This is a genomic window from Methylophilus sp. (assembly GCF_052173275.1).
Taxonomy (GTDB): Bacteria; Pseudomonadota; Gammaproteobacteria; order Burkholderiales; family Methylophilaceae; genus Methylophilus.
On sequence record NZ_JBQMUL010000002.1, the window covers coordinates 353,660 to 373,609 of the forward strand.

General features: G+C 50.2%; 19 protein-coding genes, 1 tRNA gene and 1 riboswitch. Of the genes, 5 read left to right on the plus strand and 15 right to left on the minus strand.

Annotated elements, in window-relative coordinates; all coding sequences use genetic code 11:
• Positions 1 to 12 precede the first annotated feature (12 nt).
• Positions 13 to 705, minus strand: a complete 693-nt coding sequence (locus tag ACTS9Y_RS03180; RefSeq protein ID WP_442584565.1) for a 4'-phosphopantetheinyl transferase family protein — start codon at positions 703 to 705, stop codon at positions 13 to 15.
• Entirely contained in the window at positions 677 to 1,570 is an 894-nt protein-coding gene (rlmF, locus tag ACTS9Y_RS03185; RefSeq protein ID WP_442584566.1) for a 23S rRNA (adenine(1618)-N(6))-methyltransferase RlmF, read from the minus strand. The genes ACTS9Y_RS03180 and rlmF overlap by 29 nt, the downstream gene beginning before the upstream one ends.
• 118 nt (positions 1,571 to 1,688) lie before the next feature.
• Between rlmF and ACTS9Y_RS03190 the strand changes: the two genes are divergently transcribed.
• The 3 genes from ACTS9Y_RS03190 (at position 1,689) to ACTS9Y_RS03200 (ending at position 4,712) form a co-directional block, all read left to right on the plus strand.
• Entirely contained in the window at positions 1,689 to 2,687 is a 999-nt protein-coding gene (locus tag ACTS9Y_RS03190; protein ID WP_442584567.1) for an LLM class flavin-dependent oxidoreductase, read from the plus strand.
• A 339-nt stretch (positions 2,688 to 3,026) separates the two neighbouring features.
• Complete coding sequence (locus ACTS9Y_RS03195; RefSeq protein ID WP_442584568.1) at positions 3,027 to 3,710, plus strand: lamin tail domain-containing protein; 684 nt, start codon at positions 3,027 to 3,029, stop codon at positions 3,708 to 3,710.
• 12 nt (positions 3,711 to 3,722) lie between these two features.
• Complete coding sequence (locus ACTS9Y_RS03200; RefSeq protein WP_442584569.1) at positions 3,723 to 4,712, plus strand: SdiA-regulated domain-containing protein; 990 nt, start codon at positions 3,723 to 3,725, stop codon at positions 4,710 to 4,712.
• Positions 4,713 to 4,812: 100 nt separating this feature from the next.
• Here the strand turns inward: ACTS9Y_RS03200 and rnk are convergent, their stop codons facing one another.
• Positions 4,813 to 5,172 carry a nucleoside diphosphate kinase regulator gene (gene rnk, locus ACTS9Y_RS03205; protein WP_442584570.1) on the minus strand — a complete coding sequence of 120 codons (360 nt, stop codon included), beginning with the start codon at positions 5,170 to 5,172 and terminating at the stop codon, positions 4,813 to 4,815.
• A 240-nt stretch (positions 5,173 to 5,412) separates the two neighbouring features.
• Positions 5,413 to 6,318 carry a LysR family transcriptional regulator gene (locus tag ACTS9Y_RS03210; RefSeq protein ID WP_442584571.1) on the minus strand — a complete coding sequence of 302 codons (906 nt, stop codon included), beginning with the start codon at positions 6,316 to 6,318 and terminating at the stop codon, positions 5,413 to 5,415.
• 139 nt (positions 6,319 to 6,457) lie between these two features.
• Between ACTS9Y_RS03210 and ACTS9Y_RS03215 the strand changes: the two genes are divergently transcribed.
• Positions 6,458 to 6,823: a hypothetical protein gene (locus ACTS9Y_RS03215; RefSeq protein ID WP_442584572.1), complete on the plus strand. Its 366-nt coding sequence runs from the start codon at positions 6,458 to 6,460 to the stop codon at positions 6,821 to 6,823.
• Between the two features lie 6 nt (positions 6,824 to 6,829).
• Here ACTS9Y_RS03215 and ACTS9Y_RS03220 read toward each other — a convergent pair whose 3' ends face one another.
• The 8 genes from ACTS9Y_RS03220 to ffh form a co-directional block, all read right to left on the minus strand.
• Entirely contained in the window at positions 6,830 to 7,237 is a 408-nt protein-coding gene (locus tag ACTS9Y_RS03220; protein WP_442584573.1) for a hypothetical protein, read from the minus strand.
• Positions 7,238 to 7,427: 190 nt separating this feature from the next.
• Positions 7,428 to 7,712 (minus strand): hypothetical protein, encoded by a 285-nt coding sequence (locus ACTS9Y_RS03225; RefSeq protein ID WP_442584574.1) that lies wholly within the window; start codon positions 7,710 to 7,712, stop codon positions 7,428 to 7,430.
• A gap of 320 nt (positions 7,713 to 8,032) precedes the next feature.
• Entirely contained in the window at positions 8,033 to 8,545 is a 513-nt protein-coding gene (locus ACTS9Y_RS03230; protein ID WP_442584575.1) for an OmpA family protein, read from the minus strand.
• Between the two features lie 436 nt (positions 8,546 to 8,981).
• The gene (locus ACTS9Y_RS03235) at positions 8,982 to 9,611 is read right to left on the minus strand and encodes a PEP-CTERM sorting domain-containing protein (RefSeq protein WP_442584576.1); all 630 of its coding nucleotides are present in this window, start codon (positions 9,609 to 9,611) and stop codon (positions 8,982 to 8,984) included.
• Between the two features lie 207 nt (positions 9,612 to 9,818).
• Positions 9,819 to 11,252 (minus strand): PepSY domain-containing protein, encoded by a 1,434-nt coding sequence (locus ACTS9Y_RS03240; protein ID WP_442584577.1) that lies wholly within the window; start codon positions 11,250 to 11,252, stop codon positions 9,819 to 9,821.
• A 12-nt stretch (positions 11,253 to 11,264) separates the two neighbouring features.
• Complete coding sequence (locus tag ACTS9Y_RS03245) at positions 11,265 to 13,358, minus strand: TonB-dependent receptor (RefSeq protein WP_442584578.1); 2,094 nt, start codon at positions 13,356 to 13,358, stop codon at positions 11,265 to 11,267.
• Positions 13,359 to 13,552: 194 nt separating this feature from the next.
• A riboswitch (cobalamin riboswitch) is annotated at positions 13,553 to 13,783 on the minus strand.
• Positions 13,784 to 14,018: 235 nt separating this feature from the next.
• Positions 14,019 to 14,094: transfer RNA gene (locus ACTS9Y_RS03250), tRNA-Lys, on the minus strand.
• 138 nt (positions 14,095 to 14,232) lie between these two features.
• A complete protein-coding gene (gene ffh, locus ACTS9Y_RS03255; RefSeq protein WP_442584579.1) occupies positions 14,233 to 15,594 on the minus strand; it encodes a signal recognition particle protein in 1,362 nt (453 codons plus the stop codon).
• 91 nt (positions 15,595 to 15,685) lie between these two features.
• Between ffh and ACTS9Y_RS03260 the strand changes: the two genes are divergently transcribed.
• A complete protein-coding gene (locus tag ACTS9Y_RS03260) occupies positions 15,686 to 16,510 on the plus strand; it encodes a cytochrome C assembly family protein (protein ID WP_442584580.1) in 825 nt (274 codons plus the stop codon).
• Between the two features lie 113 nt (positions 16,511 to 16,623).
• Here ACTS9Y_RS03260 and ACTS9Y_RS03265 read toward each other — a convergent pair whose 3' ends face one another.
• From ACTS9Y_RS03265 to ACTS9Y_RS03275, 3 genes are all read right to left on the minus strand, one after another.
• On the minus strand, positions 16,624 to 17,295 hold the full coding sequence (locus ACTS9Y_RS03265) for an HAD family hydrolase (RefSeq protein WP_442584581.1): 672 nt from the start codon (positions 17,293 to 17,295) through the stop codon (positions 16,624 to 16,626).
• A gap of 25 nt (positions 17,296 to 17,320) precedes the next feature.
• Positions 17,321 to 18,214, minus strand: coding sequence for a drug/metabolite exporter YedA (gene yedA, locus ACTS9Y_RS03270; protein WP_442584582.1), 894 nt, complete (start codon positions 18,212 to 18,214; stop codon positions 17,321 to 17,323).
• A gap of 181 nt (positions 18,215 to 18,395) precedes the next feature.
• The gene (locus tag ACTS9Y_RS03275; RefSeq protein ID WP_442584583.1) at positions 18,396 to 19,931 is read right to left on the minus strand and encodes a 2-isopropylmalate synthase; all 1,536 of its coding nucleotides are present in this window, start codon (positions 19,929 to 19,931) and stop codon (positions 18,396 to 18,398) included.
• Between the last annotated feature and the right edge of the window lie 19 nt (positions 19,932 to 19,950).

The window sequence follows — 19,950 nt, forward strand, 5'->3', positions numbered from 1 at the left end:
TATCAAAAAAATTTACCAGACCACTGCCACGATTACACCCTCAAGTGGCAAAAAATCCACCTGGGTTTTCCATTGTTCTAGCGGCAAAAAAACTGCCGGGGCTTGCGTTAAAACATGTGCCGCTGAAAAACATAATTCTGTCATGGCTACTTGTGTATCGGCTGGTGCACACTTATAAAAAGCTTCTTTCAGGCACCACAAACAATAATAGTTGAAAGCCTGATCCTCAAGCGGCAATTCAGCCACCCACGCCCGTTCTTCGGTGTGCAGGTATAAATCCTTGACTGCCTCCCAGTCGCGGGGGCGCAAATACTCTACATCGATCCCCACGTGCGGTTTGCCAGCCCAGGCACAGGCGACAATATCGCCGCTATGCGAAAAGCTGATCGCAGGCAACTCCGCCTGGCGGGCAGACACAAGTAGCGGTTTACCATTATCCAGCTTGCTTAACTGCCAATGCTGCAACTGCTCGCGTCCAAATTCAATATCTAACCCATGCGCCAACAAATACCTAGCCAGCGCCGACTGCCGTAACCGTTGTGCTTGCCTGTCATTTTCTACATCCAGCATGCGGGCAATGCGAATATGCACAGCGTCGTCTCCGTCACCCATATCCAGTGTATGAACCGGGTGAAGCTGTTTCGCTAAAGCGGCATCTAAAAACTCGAGCATCACGTCATCCGGGCTGAAACGTCCACGCAACAAATCGGCTTTGCTTTTGCCCTTGCGACATGGGGATGGTGTTCACCGTCACGGCCTGCACTTTATTCAAGGTGCGGTAGATTAAAGGCAAGTTGCTAGCCTTTGACACCAGCGTGGTGAACCACACGCATTGCCGTGCAAACAGTTTGCTCTCATTGATCATCGTCGTTAAAAATGCCGCTTCACCACCAGCGTAGACCAGCTCATTGGCCTGGCCTCCAAAATTCAGTGCCTGCGCAGGCGGCTTGCCCAGGCCACGCCATTTACGCTGCGTGCCCGCCTGCGCCGCTTCTGCCGAGGCATGAAAAGGCGGGTTGCACAAAGTGAGCGTAAACTGCTCCCCCGGCAAGATGACGCCTTTAAAAATAGCCGCCGGGTTTGGCTGGTGACGCAGCGAAATCTGCTGTTGCAAGCCATTACCGTCAATGATCTGTTGCGCATTGCTTAGCGCCTGCCGGTCGATATCGACGCCCACGCACTGCCAGCCATATACCTGGCTGGCAATTAATGGATAGACCAGATTCGCACCCGTGCCTATATCCAGCATCCGTACTGGCGCAGGTGGCTTACTGCTCTCTGTCAGCAGGTCTGCCAGATAATGCACATAATCTGCCCGCCCCGGGATAGGCGGGCACAAGTATTGTGTGGGGATATCCCAGACTGACACGCCGTAATGCTGCCTGAGCAACGCCTGATTCAGCGCCTTGACCGCCTGCGGATTGGCAAAGTCTATGGAAGCATCACCATAGGCATTTGCACGCACATATTGCGCAAGCGGCGGGTGCGTTTTCACCAGCGTAGAGAAATCGTATCCTGCACGATGCAGATTACGCGGATGCAAGCTGGAAGAAGATTGGTCAGGTTTCATCAAACACTGGATAGCAAGAATGTCGGCTAGAGTAGCAGATATTTTTTAAAATTCACCTGTCGCGTGAACCAATCGCAGCAACGCAATCAAACCTATCAACTCATCCATGCAGAACACCATGAAACCCAGACTTTCCGTGCTTGATCTTTCACCCATTCCGCAAGGGAGTGAAGCAGCGCAGTCTTTCAAGCACACACTCGCGCTTGCGCAGCATGCCGAAAAGTGGGGCTACCATCGCTACTGGCTGGCAGAACACCATGGCATGCCAGGCATCGCCAGTGCGGCGACTTCTATATTGATTGGCCACGTAGCGGCCGGCACCACAACCATACGCGTAGGCGCTGGCGGCATTATGTTACCCAACCATTCGCCGCTGGTGATTGCCGAACAATTCGGCACGCTGGAATCTTTGTTTCCCAAACGGATAGACCTCGGCGTCGGCCGCGCCCCTGGTTCTGACCAGGTCACCGCGCGTGCCTTGCGCCGCAATCTGGATTCGGACGCGGATGCGTTTCCGCAGGATGTGGTGGAGTTGCTGGATTACTTCTCCGCAGAGCCCCAACGCCCGGTGAAAGCGGTGCCTGGCACTGGCTTGCAGGTGCCGGTCTGGATCCTGGGCTCCAGCTTATTTGGCGCCCAACTGGCTGCCGCCCTCGGTTTACCTTTTGCCTTTGCCTCGCATTTTGCACCGGCTTATCTGATGCAGGCGATAGAAATATACCGAGAGACTTTCAGACCATCGCAATATCTGGAGCAACCTTATCTGATGCTTGGGTTCAACGTGTTTGCGGCAGACACAGAGGAAGAAGCGGTCTTTTTAGCTTCTTCCATGCAACAGGCATTTATCAACTTGCGCAGTGGCAGCCCAAGCAAACTACCACCGCCGGTGTTTGACCTTTGGAATCAGTTAGGCGGCGCAGAAAGGGCGATCTTGAATCAGGTATTATCATGCTCTGCAACTGGGTCCGGGCCCAAGGTGCTCAGTGAAATCCAGGCGTTTATTGCCAAAACAGGGGCGGATGAACTCATGATCACCTCACAGATCTTCGACCACCAGAAACGTCTGAGATCGTATGAAATCACTGCTGATGCCTACAACGTCTCCTTGCAAGATTGAAGCACTTGGAGAATGTATTATTAAGTACAAATATGCTTAAACTGCAGAGGCCCAGGCATCAACCTTGGGCCTTTTTGATCAATACCAATTCACACTTAAATCTCTTTTATATATTTTTTAACTAAGAGAGCGTTTACCAGAGCAACTCCCGCCCACTAGACCAGGCATGTGGGGATAAAAAATCATGCCCCCTATCCGCCGCCCTTAATAATTAGTTCACAACCGCTGGTTACGATGCCCCAAGTCTTAGCTGAGATGGTTGGGGATACTACATTTTCTATCTCCTGGACTTCTTAAATCAGAAGTATTTACACAACATAAATAGTGGAGAAGATAATAATGAAGAAATCCTTAGCAGGCCTTGTCGCTTTAATTTTAGCAACTGCCGTCAGCCAGGCGCAGGCAGCGATCATCATTTCAGAGGTTGCACCCTGGAGTAGCGGTGATTCTGTGGTAGGTGCAGACTGGTTTGAACTGACAAACACAGGTAGCTCAGCTGTGAATATCACGGGCTGGAAAGTAGATGACAACACCAATTCTTTCTCTGCTGCTTTGGCACTCACAGGCATTAGCAGCATCAACGCTGGCCAATCCGTGGTCTTTATCGAAGGCAATGCAGCAACTGCAGCGACATTCGTTTCTACCTGGTTCGGCTCTAACGTGCCAGCAGGCTTTGCCATCGGTTATTACAGTGGCTCTGCTATTGGCTTGAGCACAGGCGGTGATGCCGTGAATATTTTCAATGCATCCGGTGCGTTGCAGGCGAAAGTCACTTTCGGTGCCTCTGACTCGACTGTTCCATTTCAAACATTTGATAACGCAGCGGGTTTAAACAATGCCACCATCTCCCAACTGAGCGTGGTTGGTGTGAATGGTGCATTTAAAGCAGCCAATTCGCCGAACGAAATCGGCTCACCAGGCTCGATCGCGACTGCAGCGGTTCCTGAACCAGAAAGCTATGCCATGCTGTTGGCAGGTATCGCCGCCATCGGTGCTATCCGCCGCAAACGCCAATCCAGCTAAGGATAGCCACCCATGAAGCTTTCACATCTGATGATCGCACTGGCTGCAATCGTAGCGACGCCAGCCTATGCCGCAAGCACGCTGAACCTGGCTAATTACGCAGTGACTGGCAGTTATGCACTTGATGCCCTGAATGGCACCAATGGTGGCATCTCAGGCCTTGAAGCTTCAGCCATCACTTATGCCAAAGATCGTGGCTCATTGTTTTTTGTGGGCGACGAAGGCACAGGCGTTGTCGAAATCTCATTGACCGGCCAAACACTGGGTTATATGAATTTCAACTGGTCCAATACCGGCAGCAGCAAGCATGACACCGAGGGTCTCACTTATTTGGGAAACGGCGTGTTAGTGGTGGGCGAAGAGCGTTTATATGACGCTTATCGCTTTAACTATGTTGCTGGTGGCACGGCCAACCTGGCGAATAGTTCGGTCTCCATCAGCAATGCGAATGTAGGCAATAGCGGCCTGGAAGGTATCAGCTACGATGCGCGTAACGGCGGCAGTTTTGTCACCGTCAAGCAAGAGTCTCCGGAAGACATTCTGGGTGGCACCCTTACATTTGGCGCGAATGGTAGCAGCATCGCCAATATGTCGCAGCTGTTTAATCCAGCCAGCCTGGGTTTAGCCACGCTTTCGGACGTGCAAACCCTGTCTTCAGTCAACTCGCTGTATGGCACTTCAGGTGAAGATAATCTGCTGTTATTGAGCCTGGGTTCAAGAATGCTGGTTGAAGTCAGCCGTACTGGTCAATTGATCAGCGCTTTTGATCTCTCAAACGTTGTACCGCATAACGGGATCGAAGGCGTCACGATCGATGAAAACGGCACGATCTACCTGGTGGCCGAGCAAGAGCAAGATGGCAGCGTCTCTATTGCAGATGCGCGCTCCAGGCTGATTATTCTGACTTCTAATGTCGCCGCAGTACCAGAAGCGGACAGCTACGCCATGTTGTTAGCAGGGTTAGGGGTAATGAGTATTTTCGTGCGTCGTCGCGCAAAATAATCGCTCAGTGATGATATAAAAAGCCCTGGCCATCTGTGATGGTCAGGGCTTTTTTTAAGTGATATCACTGACTTACGTAACCGATTTAATCTGGACTTGCTCAGGCCGCATGCACCACATGCATCACCTTCAACCGCCGCGATTCCCCGTTAGGAAATGGCCAATCGATTTCCTGGCCGACTTTTAAACCAAGCAACGCAGAACCCACTGGCGAAATAACGGACACCCTGCCAAGTTTAAAATCTGCCTCTTCAGGAAAGCACAATTCGATCTCCCGCTCTAACCCGCTACTTTTATCCAGATAGGTCACGCGTGCGTTCATTCTGACGACATCGTCAGGGACCTGATCGGTAGACACGACTATCGCCCTGCCCAGCTCATCCCGCAACAGTTCATCATCAATCAACGTAGATAAGCGCGCATAGTCGCTATCCGACAATATTAAGTGTTCAGATTCCATTTTTTCAACCATCTATATAAATTCGAGCCATCCCTGAGGACAAGCCGACAGCGTAATCGGGATAGGTAGAAAAAATAAGCCTGCGTAATTGAAATTTACTGTTTCCTGAACAGCTACAATTCGCTGATAGATTGCGCCGGGTTACGAGCAAAACTTGTATTTAGATATGCGAACACTGAAGATACTATTAACAGTGAAACTGCCTATGCTTCAGGGCGATCTTCACCCTGGCGGGGTCGGTTACTCTTTATCCCAGTAAGGTTCTGCGCCAAACCGCTCGGACAAATAGTCAATGAATACGCGGGTTTTCAGCGGCAAATTGCGCTTGGGCAGATACAGTGCATACACGTGTTGCTCAATCGGCAGGTATTCAGATAACACGGACTTCAGACGCCTGGCTTGCAGGTCTTTACCGATAATGAATGTAGGCAAAAGCGCCAAACCAAAGCCGCCCAGGACCACTTGCGATAATGCTTCATCGTCATTAATGCGCAGCCTGCCAGAGACATTCACCGTCACCTCGCCATTGGGACCATTAAAGCGCCACTGGCCTTTATCGCCGGAGTGTATGTAATCCAGGCAGTTATGGTGCACCAGATCTTGCGGAATGACAGGAATGCCATGCTGCTCAAAGTATTTGGGCGTTGCGCACAGATTGCGCCGGATAGGCGCCAGACGCCTGGCCACCAGACTCAGTGGCAGATCGCGGGTGATGGTGATCACCACATCGTAGCCCTCTTCCGTCAGATCGACCAGTCTATCCGTAATCGTCATGTCGATTTCCAATTGCGGGTACCGGTGCATAAACTCAGCGATGGCAGGCGCGATGTGCAAGGTGCCAAAAGCCACTGAAGCAGCCACTTTGAGCACCCCTCGCGGTTGCGCATTCAGGCTCTCGATCATGTGATGTGCTTCATCGGCCTCATTGCTGATGCGGGTGCAATAGTCATAAAAGCTGGCGCCGATCTCAGTCAGGCTCAAATGCCGGGTACTGCGATTCAGCAAGCTGGCGCCCAAGGCAAGCTCCAGCTTGGCGACTGACTTGCTCACTGAAGATTTGGTCATGCCCAGCTTTCTGGCGGCAGCCGAAAAGCTTTGCTCGCTCACCACATTGGCAAAAATGATCATCAGGTTTAAATCATACATGCCGGGATTGTATCCCAAATGGAAACAGTTATATGCGCTTTGCAGGACTAATTTTATGTATGGAAATGATTAATATATGCAGTAGATGCATTCCCCAAAAGAACATCAATCTAATGCAGCATAAACAAGGAGCATAAGCATGAATAGAGCATTTGCCAATACCAGCTTATTTACCATGACTTATCTGATCTGTGTGTTGCCGACTTATTTTTCAGCATACTTAGGCATGGTAGAAAACACCACACTATCGAGCACTTTTAGCTTGCCTTCAATACTCTATCTTTTGTCTATGCTGGCGATATGGGCGATCTGTTTGATCAGAGGTGCTGTCATCGGCAAAAACTGGCTGGTGCTGATCCCTACCGTCGCCTTTGTATTCAATTTAACGCCTGCCCTGACTGCGATCCCAATCGTGCCTTATGCCTATCACTTATTGGCAATTTTGCTCGCGGTCGCTTCATACCCTGGAGCGTTGATCAATACCGATGCTTATGAAATGAGATAAACCAGGCTATGCATCTGGCATGTTCCTCGCTCTGATGGGCAATGATACAGGCTGGCAGGCCAACAGAATTTTCTTTGAGACCCATAGATTTCTTGCGGGCAACACCAGCCCGGATTCAAGCGGAGTGAGGAAAACAGTGAAAAAAATGATCTGTACCACACCCGCGGTACGCGCCTTGGGATCAATCTCCCGGCAGGCTTTATGCACCAGCACCGTGTAGATGAGCACAGGCGGAATGGTGAGTAGCGTGACCAGCATCGCCGTGGTTACGCCAATCTGTACCACATCCGTTGCAGCGAATGCACAAGTAGAGAAAAAGAACCCTACGTGGATCACATAGGCTTTTAAAAGTCGCAGCCTGACTTTGTGCAGTCTATCAATCAGATGTGGGGTAGGCGTAGTGGCATGGTTCATCGTATCAAAGCCATTGACTCACGGGTTTAGCATCTATTAAACCACGAATAAAAGCGGCTGGGCGATGGTCTCAGGTGCATACCTGAACTCTGGGTTTTCGCTGGCATAACCACTGGAGGCATATTAAACACTTATACCTGAGAATGATGTGACAAAAAAAGAGATCGCTAAATGCGATCTCTTTTTTTTCTTAGCGGGTTGCAGCGCCTGGTGCCGGTTCTGTATCTGTAGGCTGTATCGGGTTAGCCTCTGCGCTGCCAGCTTTCTGATGATTATGTTTAGATTTTTTGTTCGCCTGATTATGTTTTTTAGCTGGCTTGGCTGCTGTGGTATCACGGTTATTCTTGCTTTGCTCTTGTGCTTGCGGTGTTTCATTGGTGCCTAATTCGGCGCCATCTGTTTGTTTATCGGTGTCTGCAGCGAATGCTGTGATTGCAAATGCCGAGAATAATAAGGTGATGAATAGTTTGCTCATGGTGGTGTCCCTAAAAAAATTGAAGTTTTATGACTGGATAGCTTTTTTGGACTGCCTGTGAATTAGATGATTTATCGCGTATTAAGGTTATCCGCGCCCCTCCCATTCAACTGTAGGAAGCGGCTGACTGAAGCGTCATCTTTTCTACACTTAGCCACTGTCTGGCTTCACGAATGCCGATGTGGTTATTATCAATTTCCGTGTTACACCATAAAACGCCAGAATTTCTGAAATAAAAAACGGCTCACATTATCTGCAAGCCGTTGTTTACACGTTGGTATTAACAAAGCCTTCCAACCGATGCCTTGGTTATTTCAGGCTTACTTCACACCATAATTGATATCTACGCGACGATCAATTTTATGGCAATGCTCGTCAGGGCAATCGCGGCTTGCGAATTCATTGCCGTAACTGATAGCCTCAAGTTGCGCATTTTTGACACCTTGCGCATTGAATGCATTTCTCACAGCCACAGCGCGGCGTAAACCAAGGTCTTTGTTGTAATCGCCCTTGCCTCTTTCATCAGAATGGCCTTGCAGTGAGATTTTGCTTTGCGGATGATTCAATAAATATTTGGCATGCACGGCGATCAGGTTTTTATATTTTGGATTCAGCGTATCACTGTCGTAATCAAAATAAACCTGGCGGTTTGAAAGGTAAGCGCCATATATTTTATATGCGCGGCCTGAATCATCTGCGTCAGACACAGCATGCTCTGCGGCAATTTCCTGCTTTGAGGTCGGATTACCCGTATGCGATAAATCCGTAGGCGTGCTTTTACAAGCAGATAAGACCAATGCAAGTCCTAATATCTTCCAAGTATTTGAGTTCATAACTTCTCCTTAACTTTCTACAAATTGATAGAACCATCACATTTCTGAGGGTGCAGTGTTTACGCTTAAACCACTGTCTTGTTAATAACCAGTGAATGTGCTCACTAGGAGAGAGTCCTTCTTGGCATCAACCCTGTCAGACTAACCAGAGTTTGCATAAATATTTATCGGAAGATTTCTATAAACCGTGTAGGAATTCTCTTGCCTGGCTGATTCAATTGCGCAAAAAACTTGCAACGCAGCACTCACTTTAAAGTCACCTTGGAAGAGGCGGGCCAGGGGCAGCAAAAGGAATGTGAAGGCAGGCTCGCCTGAAATAAAACCTTAATTGTGTAGTAAAAATTGCGCCAATGAGGCTTGGCATCAGGCAGGAGACAGCCAATAAAAAAGCCACGCTGAAATCTCAGCGTGGCTTTTGGTCTAACCAGTGTAGTGCTTAAACTACGTTTTTGCGACGTGCAACAAAACCCATCAAGCCCAGGCCAGCTAACATCAATGCTGATGTGTCAGCTTCTGGTACCGCAGCGACGTTTGAAGAAGTGAACTCGACGCGCAAGCCAGTTGGGTTGCCAGAACTGAGTGCTGTGTTGGTCAGCACAAAGGTCAAGGTGTTTAAACCTGAGACAAAGCTACCTGCAGTGGCGCTAAAAGTGCTCCATGCTGTAAAACTATTTGCAGTGCCGATCTCAAAACCGTTCAGGTAAGCGACTACAGAGTTATCAGCAGCAAAGCGGCCATCAAAGCTGGCAGTGGCTGCGGAATACCCTGTCAGATCAAATGTGGTCGTCCATGTGTAGGTACCATCACTGATAGGATCGAATGAGTCACCCTGGTTAGCAGTCGGTGTTAACCATGATGAGGTTGTATCATTCGCAAGCCAGTTGCCTGCCAGCGGAAATGAACCATTTGCTGTGACATAACCATATGAACCAGGTGATACTGTATATTTTAAGTCTTGTGCGCCTGCAGACAAGCCAGCACCGGTGTTTTTCAAGCCAACAATATCAACCGCGTATGCATTTACAGAAGCCAAACCTATTGCCATTACTAAAGCTAGTTTTTTCATCTTCTTCCCCTTTTAATATTTAATATCTACGACGTTCAATAAACAATCAATATTACAACAATCATATTATGATAAAAATATTACGGCTGTCATTAGTCTGTTCGGGTATATGAGCTATGGGATATAAACATAAAAATGCTGATGTGGTATTAGCAACAACTTAATCATCCGCCCATGATTGAAGCGCTCATAAAGTGCAGGGGCTGATTAACGGCGTAACCTGCGCCAGCCAAGCACGACACCTGCAATACTGATAAGTATGCCGCCGATTGAAAGCGCAATGATCATGACTTGACGACCGATCTCTTGCCTTCCGAGCGGAGGGAAATCCAGACAATGCAGCGCATTGAATAACCATCTGTAGAGCCGACTGCCATTGTTGTGGGACGACACGACTTGCCCTGTTTCGGGGTCCAGGTAGTATGTCGTGTTTACGTCATCGGCGAACTCCACTTTCAGCACTTTTGAGACTTTGTGCTCAGCGCTGGAGCGATAGTACAAGTCACCATCATTGAGCCATTCGGCAGAGATTAGAGTCACCCCAGGCTGCATGGCTTGTGCCCAACGGACAAGCGTTGCCTGATCAAAAGGAGCTACTGCCGCACCATTTGAAATGTCTATCTGGTGTTTAGTCGCTGGCGTAGACCCCAACAATCTCACCTTGCCATCGAACCTGGTCCATTCGATTTCCTTGATTTCTTGGGTATCCAACCGACCCGGCAACTGCATTTCATGCAGGCTTACCTTGCCCCCTGTCCACGCCAGCGTTTCCTGCTCGCTCATTTTACGAGCGGATATCCAGTCAAACGGCTTGACCGACAGCCAGCCACTAAACAGCCATGTGATGCAGAATATACCCGCTATCAACCCGGAGAGATGATGCCAGCGTGCCCAGCCGCGATATGGCGACATTCGGTTATTGCGATACCTGCGTTTGATGCGAAGCCGCTGTATGCCCAGCCACATGCCGATTGCGATCAACAGCAAAGCAGCACCTGAGCTCCACATGATCACTTGGCGCCACAATTCACGTTCCAACCGCAAAGGCGTGAAATATATCCAATGAATGACAGACCCCAGCCAGTTCCAGGCGCGTTCATTGCGCTGTGTGTCGAGCACGATTTCACCGGTATGGCTGGAAACGTAAAGTGCAGTGCCCATTGCATCATCCATTGCGATGCGATGCAAAGGCCGATGCGCATCTAAACCAGATGCAATTGACCATTGATCACGGGTAATCAGTTCGCTGCTTTGGATACCAGCTTGTGGTGCAAACGTGCTGATACTGTCCCGAATATGGTCATGATCGATTGCCAGGCGTTGGCCCGTATCTGCCCAGATGGCTAGCCATGTGCCGCCCTCTAAAAAATGATAAGCGGGCCTGTCGTGATGCATATTCAGCCTGACTTTTTCGGGCGCATGCGGATTGCCGGCCATACGCCATGCTTTTTCAGCGCTGAATTGAATCTTGCTTAAATCCACCACCTGCAGTGTAGACAGGCGTTCTGCCTGAGTCAGTTTAGGGTAAGCGACGTAGAGCATCACCAGGCCAGAGATAAACCAGAGCAGTACCAACAACCCCAGGCCTATCCCCAGCCAACGATGCCATAGATGCAGATTGCGCAACGTCAATAATCGCATCGTATGCCTACTTTAGTACTTGAACTCGGCAGTCAACTCCAGTTGTCTGGGCGCGCCTATGATTTGCTGCGTATTGCCGTAAGCCAATGCCGCGTAGAACTTATCTGTCAGGTTACGCAGATTTGCCCGTACCGTGATCTGCCTGTTGATATTCCAGGCGGCGCTCGCATCGTAAACGGTGTAGCTATCCATGGTAATCGCGTTGGCATTATCGGCATAACGCTTACCCACGTATCTGGCTCCTACGCCAGCTTCCCACTTAGGCTGCTGGTAATATAACCAGGCATTAGCCACACGTTCCGGCACATTGGAAGGCGTGTTTCCGGCACGTGAAATACCGGCATTGCCTTCTTTTAATTCGTCAAAACGCGCATCGAGGATGGCGATATTGAAGTCTGTGCGCCAATGTTCAATCGGGAACAGCGTAGTAGCGAACTCAATGCCGCGTGAAGATTGCTTACCGCCCTGGATAGAGAGGGATGGCGTGATCGGGTCACGCGTGATGATGTCATCTTTAGCGATGTGATACAGGGCCAGTGTCATTTGACCTTTGGCATCAGGCAACAGGTGCTTGATACCTACCTCATGCTGACGGGACTTGGTCAGATCGAACTGGGCGTTTGCCAGATTCAAGCCTAACAAGTTAGTCACCGGGTCTGTGCCCCGGCTCATCTGCCCATACAAGGCAGTCTCTGGCGTCAAATCAAATACGGCACCGGCGCGCCAGGTCAGTGGCGAGAAATCCTGGTCAACATTGGCGGCGCCCCGATAATCCTTACGGTAGGTATCGATCAGATCCTTGCGCAGACCAACAATCAACTTCAATTTATCTGTTGCATTGAACGCATCTTCCACAAAGAAAGCCTGTTGCTTGAGATCAGCATCATAGTTTTTCAATACGGCCGTGGTGCTTCTAAACAGGCCAGGGGAGAAGTTATAGACGGGGACACTGTCTGAAGCGGTGTTGCCGGCATTGCTGCTATGCAGGAAATCGGTATGCGATATCTCCCAACCTGCGGCGATGCGGTTCTGATGCCCTAACAGAGTATCCATTGAAGCCAGCTCCATACGGTTGCCATACTGGGTCTGCTCATGTTCGATCGCTAAAAAACTGCTGCGTGTGACACGATTGGTCGTCGTATTCAGTGCATAGTTTTCCGCGTTACGCCATTCCCGGTCTGATTTGAACCAGTAAGTCTCATTCTTGAATTTCAATGAAGGGCTGATATCCCATTCAACCTTGGCGCGGGCACGTGTATCAACGAAATCCATCTTGTCATTGTCGACATTGAAATTGGCTTTGCGTAATGCGCGCGAAATGTTGCCATTCACTAAGGGAGAACCATAAATGGCTGTCGGTGACTCTTCGGCATGGTCAAGTGTAAAACCGATGCTTAGGTTTTCTGTAGGCGTGAATAGAAACGACGACATGATTTTTTTACTTTTATAATCGCCCCTGTCAATGTAGCCATTACCGCCTAATGCAGAAGCATCAATACGAAAAGCACCTACTTCACCGATGGCCCCTGAGCCGCCGACACCAGTACGGTAGTTGCCACGCGTGCCCCATCCGAACAAAGCCTCAAGAGAGGTCTCGCTAGTGGCTTTTTTTCTGACACTGTTAATCACGCCTCCGGCAGAGCCATCGCCGAAGATGACAGAAGCAGGCCCGCGTAATACTTCAATGCGCTCGTAACCCCAGGTATCTGATGGATAAGTCAGCGTGCCAGCGCCTGTGACCAGGCGCACGCCGTCCTCTGCTTGAGCGACAGAGTTGTTGCCTGTGAAACCACGGGATGAAAAAGATTGCCCATTGCCAGGCGTGCTGATATCAGTGATGCCAGTTGTACGGGTAACCGCTTCTTTAATACTGATATCGCCACGTTGGCGGATGGTGTCGCTATCGACGGCTTCGACACTGGCTGGCGTCTCTTTTGCGGTCAACCCCAATCGCGACGCCGTACTATTGGGTTTATTAAGATTGATTGCTGCCTTGGGTTCTGCCCGCCCTTTGACTACCACTTCGTCCAGCAAATCCTCTGCGGCAGAGGCCATGCCGGATAGCGCCGCCAATATGGCCACACTCAATACTTTTTGTTTGAACATGATTGTTGCTCCCTGAATACCATTCAAATTAACGCGACCAAACCGTCACGTACGTTGGTAGTAGCAGGGTTCAAATAGATAGCCTGGATCTTGCCGATAAGCGACACGACACAGCTGGAGTATGCGGTGTTATAGATATGTAAACGGTGAATTGACATTCACTTCTATTCAGGAGCACCCCGCCCTAATTCGAACTCTACGACTACACCAGGGCAGGTCTCCTGACTCTCGGGTCACTGCTTATTCGCGGCCTTCCCAAGTGATGAACTCAGTGGCTAGATGTGCGAACAGGCTATCCGATTACAGTTGCGGGGGCAGTTCCGGAATGGTCTCGAAGTCATTTTGAGACGGCACCGGATTCCCTATTAATCTGCTTGGCTTTAATTAAGCATCAGCCAAGCTGAACCATGGTGGGGCGAGTGTAAGTTTGTCGTGCTTTGGTGTCAATGCATAAACAAAAACTTACATCATGGATGCTAAACGGGCTGCATGGATGACCTGCTTTAACTTAAGGCGTGAAGCCAAGTATTTCTGTAAATGATAGCGCCTCTGTGAGTCGAACACAGCACCCACGGATGAACAGTCCGGCGCTCTAATTAATTACCTAGGAATCGTAAAAAGAAAAACGGCTCACATTTCTGCAAGCCGTCTCTTATATCTTGGTAGGGTGTGCGGGGATCGAACCCACGACAAACGGATTAAAAGTCCGCTGCTCTACCAGCTGAGCTAACACCCCAATGTTTTCTTGTCTGCTGCGCTGTTTTGCGTCAAATTTGAAAGAACGCGATTATGGGGGATTTACGAGGATTGGTCAATGCTGTTTTTGCTTTTTTGTATAAAAAGTTTATTTTGACAGAATCCTGTTTTCATGTAGTTACATGCCCGGGAATTTACCGCCCATCATGCCGCCCATGCCGCGCATCATCTTGGCCATGCCGCCTTTGCTGAACATCTTCATCATTTTTTGCGTTTCTTCAAACTGGTTCAGCAGGCGGTTGACGTCTTGCACTTGCACGCCGCTACCGGCCGCTATGCGCTTTTTGCGCGTAGCCTTGATGAGTTCTGGCTTACTGCGTTCATCTGGCGTCATGCTATTAATAATGCCTTCAATGCGGCGCAGGGATTTATCTACGTCATCAGTATTGATCTTTTGCGCCATGCCAGCGATTTGCGAGGGCATTTTATCCATCAGCGAGGCCATGCCGCCCATTTTGCGCATTTGCAGCATTTGCGATTTGAAATCGTTGAGGTCAAACTTGGCACCGGATTTGAGTTTGTCGGCGACTTTTTTGGCTTCGTCGAGATCGACTTTCTTATGCGCTTCTTCAATCAGACTGAGTACATCACCCATACCGAGGATACGCCCTGCCATCCGATCAGGATGGAAAGGCTCCAGGCCATCCACTTTTTCACTGACGCCGATAAATTTGATTGGCTGGCCAGTGACGTGGCGTACAGACAGGGCGGCACCACCGCGTGAATCACCATCCAGCTTGGTGACGATGACGCCGGTAAGCGGCAGAGCCTCACCGAAGGCTTTGGCGGTATTGACGGCATCCTGGCCTTGCATGGCATCGACCACGAACAGAGTTTCAGTCGGCTTTAATAAGGCATGCAGGTCTTTGATCTCGGCCATCATGGCTTCATCTATCGCCAGTCGGCCTGCGGTATCGAAGATCACCACATCGTAGTAGCTCTTTTTGGCTTGCTCCATGACCTGGGCGGCAATTTCCAATGGCTTTTGCTGCGGATTACTATCGAAGCAATCGATATCCAGCTGTTTTGCCAGGGTCTGCAACTGGGTGATCGCGGCGGGCCTGTAAACGTCAGCACTGGCCAGCAATACTTTTTTCTTTTGTTCTTTGAGTAATTTGGCCAGTTTGCCGGAAGTAGTGGTTTTACCCGCGCCCTGCAAGCCTGCCATTAAAATAACCACGGGCGGGACGGCTGCGAGGTTGAGGCCGACATTGGCTTTGCCCATGAGCTCGGTGAGTTCGTCATTGACGACTTCGATCACGGCTTGCCCGGGTGTCAGGCTTTGCAGCACTTCACGGCCATTGGCGCGTTCTTTGACGCGGGCGATAAAGTCTTTCACCACCGGCAAGGCGACGTCGGCTTCCAGCAGTGCCATCCGCACTTCGCGCATGGCATCGGCAATATTGTCTTCGGTTAAACGTGCTTGGCCGCGCAGGTTTTTAATCACGCCTTGCAGGCGGCCGGTCAGGTTTTCCAGCATGGGTAAACTCTCTTTAAAACAGGTCTTTGAATAAGCTAGGGATTTTACATCATGCTAGGCGAATACGCCGAGTTTTGCCATAATGTGGCGCATGATTCAACATCTTATTCCCTATCTGGTAGTCGCATTTATCTATACCGCCGTTGCGATGGATTACTGGCGTATCGCCAGACAAAACAAGCCTGCCAGTGAAACACAAGCATCATTCCGGTTACATAGCGCCATGGTGGCACTGGGCGTGATTCTGCATGGCTGGCTGCTCTATAGAGATATGTTTGCGGTGGGCGGCTTCAACCTGGGCGTCTATTACGCGCTGTCTGCCATTTTGTGGCTCACGGTGCTGATTTACTGGATTGCCGACCTCAAGCATGCCTTGCACAGCTTGCAGGCGTTTGTGCTGCCGCCAGCGGCCCTGTTTGTGCTGATGCCTGCCTTTGCTATTAAAGACTATTACGTGAACACTGCAGGGCTGACGCTGTTCAGCCTGCATATTGTGATTGCGATTCTTGCTTATAGCCTGTTTACCTTTGCGGCACTACATGCCTGCCTGATGCGCATGGCTGAGCGCTCCTTGCACCAGAAAAACAGCTGGCTGGCTTTGCCTGGCTTCCCGCCGCTGATGGTGATGGATGCGTTGCTATTCAGGGTGTTGCATATCGGCTTTGTGTTACTGACCATCACGCTAGTGAGCGGCATGCTGTTTAGTGAAGAGATTTTTGACAAGCCTTTACAGCTCAACCATAAAACCGTTTTTTCGATTGCTTCATGGCTGATTTATGCCTGGCTGCTGTTTGGACGTTTTAAATATGGCTGGCGCGGCAAGACTGCCACGCGCTGGACGCTGATCGGCTTTGTGCTGTTGCTGCTGGCTTACATAGGTAGCCGTTTTGTGTTGCATGTGGTGTTAAACCGCTAACAGGTAACAGGACTAAATAAAAAAGCAGCGATACCGCTGCTTTTTTTACTATGGCGTAAGCGACAACTAGCTACCAACCCTCACCTCGCTGATACTGCGTTTCTAATAGCGTTTTAATCACGCAGGCTGATGATAGGCCAGCTGTGTTCATTGGCATAGCTCGTCAAAGTCGGGTCTGCATCTACCGCTACCGGGTTTGTCACCAGTTTCATCAGCGGTAAATCGTTGTGTGAGTCACTATAAAAATAACTGGTTTCAAAATCAGCCAGGGTTTGCCCTTTGGCTGCCAGCCATTCATTCAATCGTGTCACTTTGCCTTGCTGAAAGCTCGGTGTTCCGCTCACACCGCCGGTAAATTCGCCATTTACAACCTCAGGGTCAGTACCTATCAGGTGTTCAATGCCATAGGCGGTCGCAATCGGCTTGGTGACGAAACTGTTCGTAGCAGTGATCACCATGCACAAGTCGCCATTGGCTTTGTGCTGATCCACCAGTGCCTGTGCTTTTTGCGTCATCATCGGGCGGATCACATTCGCCATGTATTTTTTGTGCAGCTCGTCCAGAAAAGCTTTGGGATGTTGCGACAATGGCTGCAGCTGGAACTTGAGGAAGGCATAAATATCCAGGTTGCCATTTTTATAATCCAGGTAGAACTGCTCGTTGCGCGCTTTGTGCGTTTGCTCGTCGAGCAAGCCTTCGCCAATCAGGAAAACGCTCCAGTTATAGTCACTATCCCCCGCCAGCAGGGTGTTGTCCAAATCAAATAATGCCAGGTTCTGTTTCATACAATCACTTCTTTAATCCTATTAATTAAACAATCTGCTCATCGGGCACCGCTTCTGTCGTCGCGGTCAACACCAGAAACACGCCGACCAGGATCACCGCCAGCGCGATATATTCCATAACATGTATCTGCTCACCGGCAAACAATACGCCGACCACAAATGCGACCACCGGATTCACAAAGGTATTACTGCTCGCCACCATGGGCCGCACATTGTGCAGCAACCAATGGTAAGCAGAAAAGGCGACGATAGAGCCCAGCACGATCAGGAAGGCGATCGCCGCCCAGGATCGCGCTGTGATGTCGGCAGGCCATTGCTCACCAAATGCCGCACTGAATATCAGCGCGATCAAGCCGCCACAGAGCATCTGGCTGGCGGCACCCATCAGGCCGGTTGGCATCGCCATATGTTTGCTCCACACCGAGCCCAGTGACCACGAAGCGGCGGCAAACATCAGCAAAAACGCACTCAGCCAATCACCCTGCAAACTGCCGCGGGTATTCAATAACAAAATCCCGACCAGGCCTATAGCGATGCCCAGCCATTCACGACGACTGATCTTGTGTCCCCACAGGCTGGAAAAAATCGCCATCCAGATCGGTGCTGTGGCAATGGCCAGCGCCGCCACGCTGGATGACACATGTAGTTGCACATAAGAAACTGTGCCATTGCCCAACACCGGCAGCAACAGCCCGACCAGGGCCGCGCCGCGCCATTGAATCAGCGTGGGTGCCGCATGACCCATACTGCGCAACGTCACATACAGCAAGGACCCAGCTACGGTAAAACGCAGACCGACCATGACAAAGGGTGGAAAACTCTCAATGGCGTATTTGATTGCGAGGTAGGTAGAACCCCAGATAAGGTAAGTACAAGTCAGCGCACTCACGATTAACAGCCACTGATGCTTAGCCGACATTCAACATCCTTATATTCATTTCAGTGAGATCGCACTAATACTTTATCTTGGGAGACTTCACAGATGTGATAAGACCACCGTAAAGAACAAGAGATTGAACGCAATCAACGCGCTTATCTTCAAACATGAAGGCGCAGCCTAACCACTGCGCCTTAATGCATCTGCATTACTCTACTTGCGATTACTCTACTTGCGGATTCAGTTTTTCTACTTTGGCGTAGAGTTTGTTGAGCGCATTCAGGTAGGCCTTGGCTGAAGCCACCACGATATCCGTATCTGCGCCCTGCCCGTTGACCACCCGGCCACCTTTGGCCAGGCGCACAGTCACTTCGCCCTGAGCATCGGTACCGCTGGTGATATTGTTCACTGAGTAAAGCAGCAACTCCGTTTCACTCTTCACCACGTTTTCAATCGCTTTAAACGTTGCATCCACCGGCCCGCCGCCGCTCGCTTCCGTGCGCTGCTCAGTGCCGTCACGGTTGAGTGTCAGCACCGCATGCGGGATTTCTCCGGTTTGCGAGGCCACTTGCAGGTAAGTCAGCTTGAACAACTCAGCCGTATCCTGCACCACTTCATCATTCACCAGCGCGTGCAAATCTTCATCAAAGATTTCTGACTTTTTATCGGCCAGCTCTTTAAAACGGGCAAAGGCGGCATTGAGTGCGTCATCACTTTCCAGCTCTATCCCCAATTCTTTCAAGCGGGTGCGGAAGGCGTTACGGCCAGACAATTTGCCCAAAGTCAGTTTATTCGCGCCCCAGCCCACATCTTCGGCACGCATGATTTCATAGGTTTCGCGGTGCTTGAGTACCCCGTCCTGGTGGATACCGGATTCATGTGCAAAAGCGTTGGCACCAACAATGGCTTTGTTGGGCTGCACCGGGTAACCAGTAATTGTGGAAACCAGCTTGGATGCAGGCACGATCTGCGTGGTATCAATGCGAGTGGTCAGGTTGAAAATATCGCTACGGGTTTTAATCGCCATGACGATCTCTTCCAGGCTGGCGTTACCGGCACGCTCACCCAGGCCATTGATCGTGCACTCCACCTGGCGCGCGCCGTTCATTACCGCCGAGAGAGAGTTTGCCACCGCCATGCCCAAATCATTGTGGCAATGGGTAGACCAGACGACTTTGTCAGCGCCTTTTACACGTTTGATCAGTTCGGCCATCCGCTCACCCCATACTGAGGGAATACTGTAGCCGACCGTGTCCGGCACATTGATGGTCTTGGCACCGGCATCAATCACCGCTTCAAACACACGCACCAGGAAATCGATTTCGGAGCGCACGGCATCTTCAGCAGAGAACTCAACGTCGTTCGTATACTCAAGCGCCCACTTCACCGCCTGCACTGCACGTTCGACCACCTGATCCTCAGTCATCCTCAGCTTGTTGACCATATGGATCTTGCTGGTGGCGATAAATGTGTGGATACGGCCTTTGGTCGCATGTCTGATCGCTTCACCGGCACGACGCACATCATTTTCACTGGCGCGTGCCAATGAACACACGGTGGAAGTTTTAATCACTTTTGCGATTTCGGAGATCGCATCAAAGTCACCCGGGCTGGCCGCAGCAAACCCGGCTTCAATCACATCCACACCCAGCTTTTCCAGCTGGCGTGCAATGCGGATTTTTTCTTCTTTGGTCATTGCAGCGCCCGGGCTTTGCTCCCCGTCACGCAGCGTGGTGTCAAAAATAATAATTTGTTCCATGAATTTATCCTAACCTGGT

Bases quoted from the DNA above. Each gene is read 5' to 3' on its own strand.
- ACTS9Y_RS03265 (WP_442584581.1), bottom strand. From the start codon at position 17,295: ATGAAACAGAACCTGGCATTATTTGATTTGGACAACACCCTGCTGGCG.
- ACTS9Y_RS03245 (WP_442584578.1), bottom strand. From the start codon at position 13,358: ATGTTCAAACAAAAAGTATTGAGTGTGGCCATATTGGCGGCGCTATCC.
- rlmF (WP_442584566.1), bottom strand. From the start codon at position 1,570: ATGAAACCTGACCAATCTTCTTCCAGCTTGCATCCGCGTAATCTGCAT.
- rnk (WP_442584570.1), bottom strand. From the start codon at position 5,172: ATGGAATCTGAACACTTAATATTGTCGGATAGCGACTATGCGCGCTTA.
- ACTS9Y_RS03225 (WP_442584574.1), bottom strand. From the start codon at position 7,712: ATGAGCAAACTATTCATCACCTTATTATTCTCGGCATTTGCAATCACA.
- ACTS9Y_RS03275 (WP_442584583.1), bottom strand. From the start codon at position 19,931: ATGGAACAAATTATTATTTTTGACACCACGCTGCGTGACGGGGAGCAA.
- ACTS9Y_RS03260 (WP_442584580.1), top strand. From the start codon at position 15,686: ATGATTCAACATCTTATTCCCTATCTGGTAGTCGCATTTATCTATACC.
- ACTS9Y_RS03230 (WP_442584575.1), bottom strand. From the start codon at position 8,545: ATGAACTCAAATACTTGGAAGATATTAGGACTTGCATTGGTCTTATCT.
- ACTS9Y_RS03210 (WP_442584571.1), bottom strand. From the start codon at position 6,318: ATGTATGATTTAAACCTGATGATCATTTTTGCCAATGTGGTGAGCGAG.
- ACTS9Y_RS03195 (WP_442584568.1), top strand. From the start codon at position 3,027: ATGAAGAAATCCTTAGCAGGCCTTGTCGCTTTAATTTTAGCAACTGCC.
- ACTS9Y_RS03240 (WP_442584577.1), bottom strand. From the start codon at position 11,252: ATGCGATTATTGACGTTGCGCAATCTGCATCTATGGCATCGTTGGCTG.
- ACTS9Y_RS03200 (WP_442584569.1), top strand. From the start codon at position 3,723: ATGAAGCTTTCACATCTGATGATCGCACTGGCTGCAATCGTAGCGACG.
- ACTS9Y_RS03220 (WP_442584573.1), bottom strand. From the start codon at position 7,237: ATGAACCATGCCACTACGCCTACCCCACATCTGATTGATAGACTGCAC.
- ACTS9Y_RS03190 (WP_442584567.1), top strand. From the start codon at position 1,689: ATGAAACCCAGACTTTCCGTGCTTGATCTTTCACCCATTCCGCAAGGG.
- ACTS9Y_RS03215 (WP_442584572.1), top strand. From the start codon at position 6,458: ATGAATAGAGCATTTGCCAATACCAGCTTATTTACCATGACTTATCTG.
- yedA (WP_442584582.1), bottom strand. From the start codon at position 18,214: ATGTCGGCTAAGCATCAGTGGCTGTTAATCGTGAGTGCGCTGACTTGT.
- ACTS9Y_RS03235 (WP_442584576.1), bottom strand. From the start codon at position 9,611: ATGAAAAAACTAGCTTTAGTAATGGCAATAGGTTTGGCTTCTGTAAAT.
- ffh (WP_442584579.1), bottom strand. From the start codon at position 15,594: ATGCTGGAAAACCTGACCGGCCGCCTGCAAGGCGTGATTAAAAACCTG.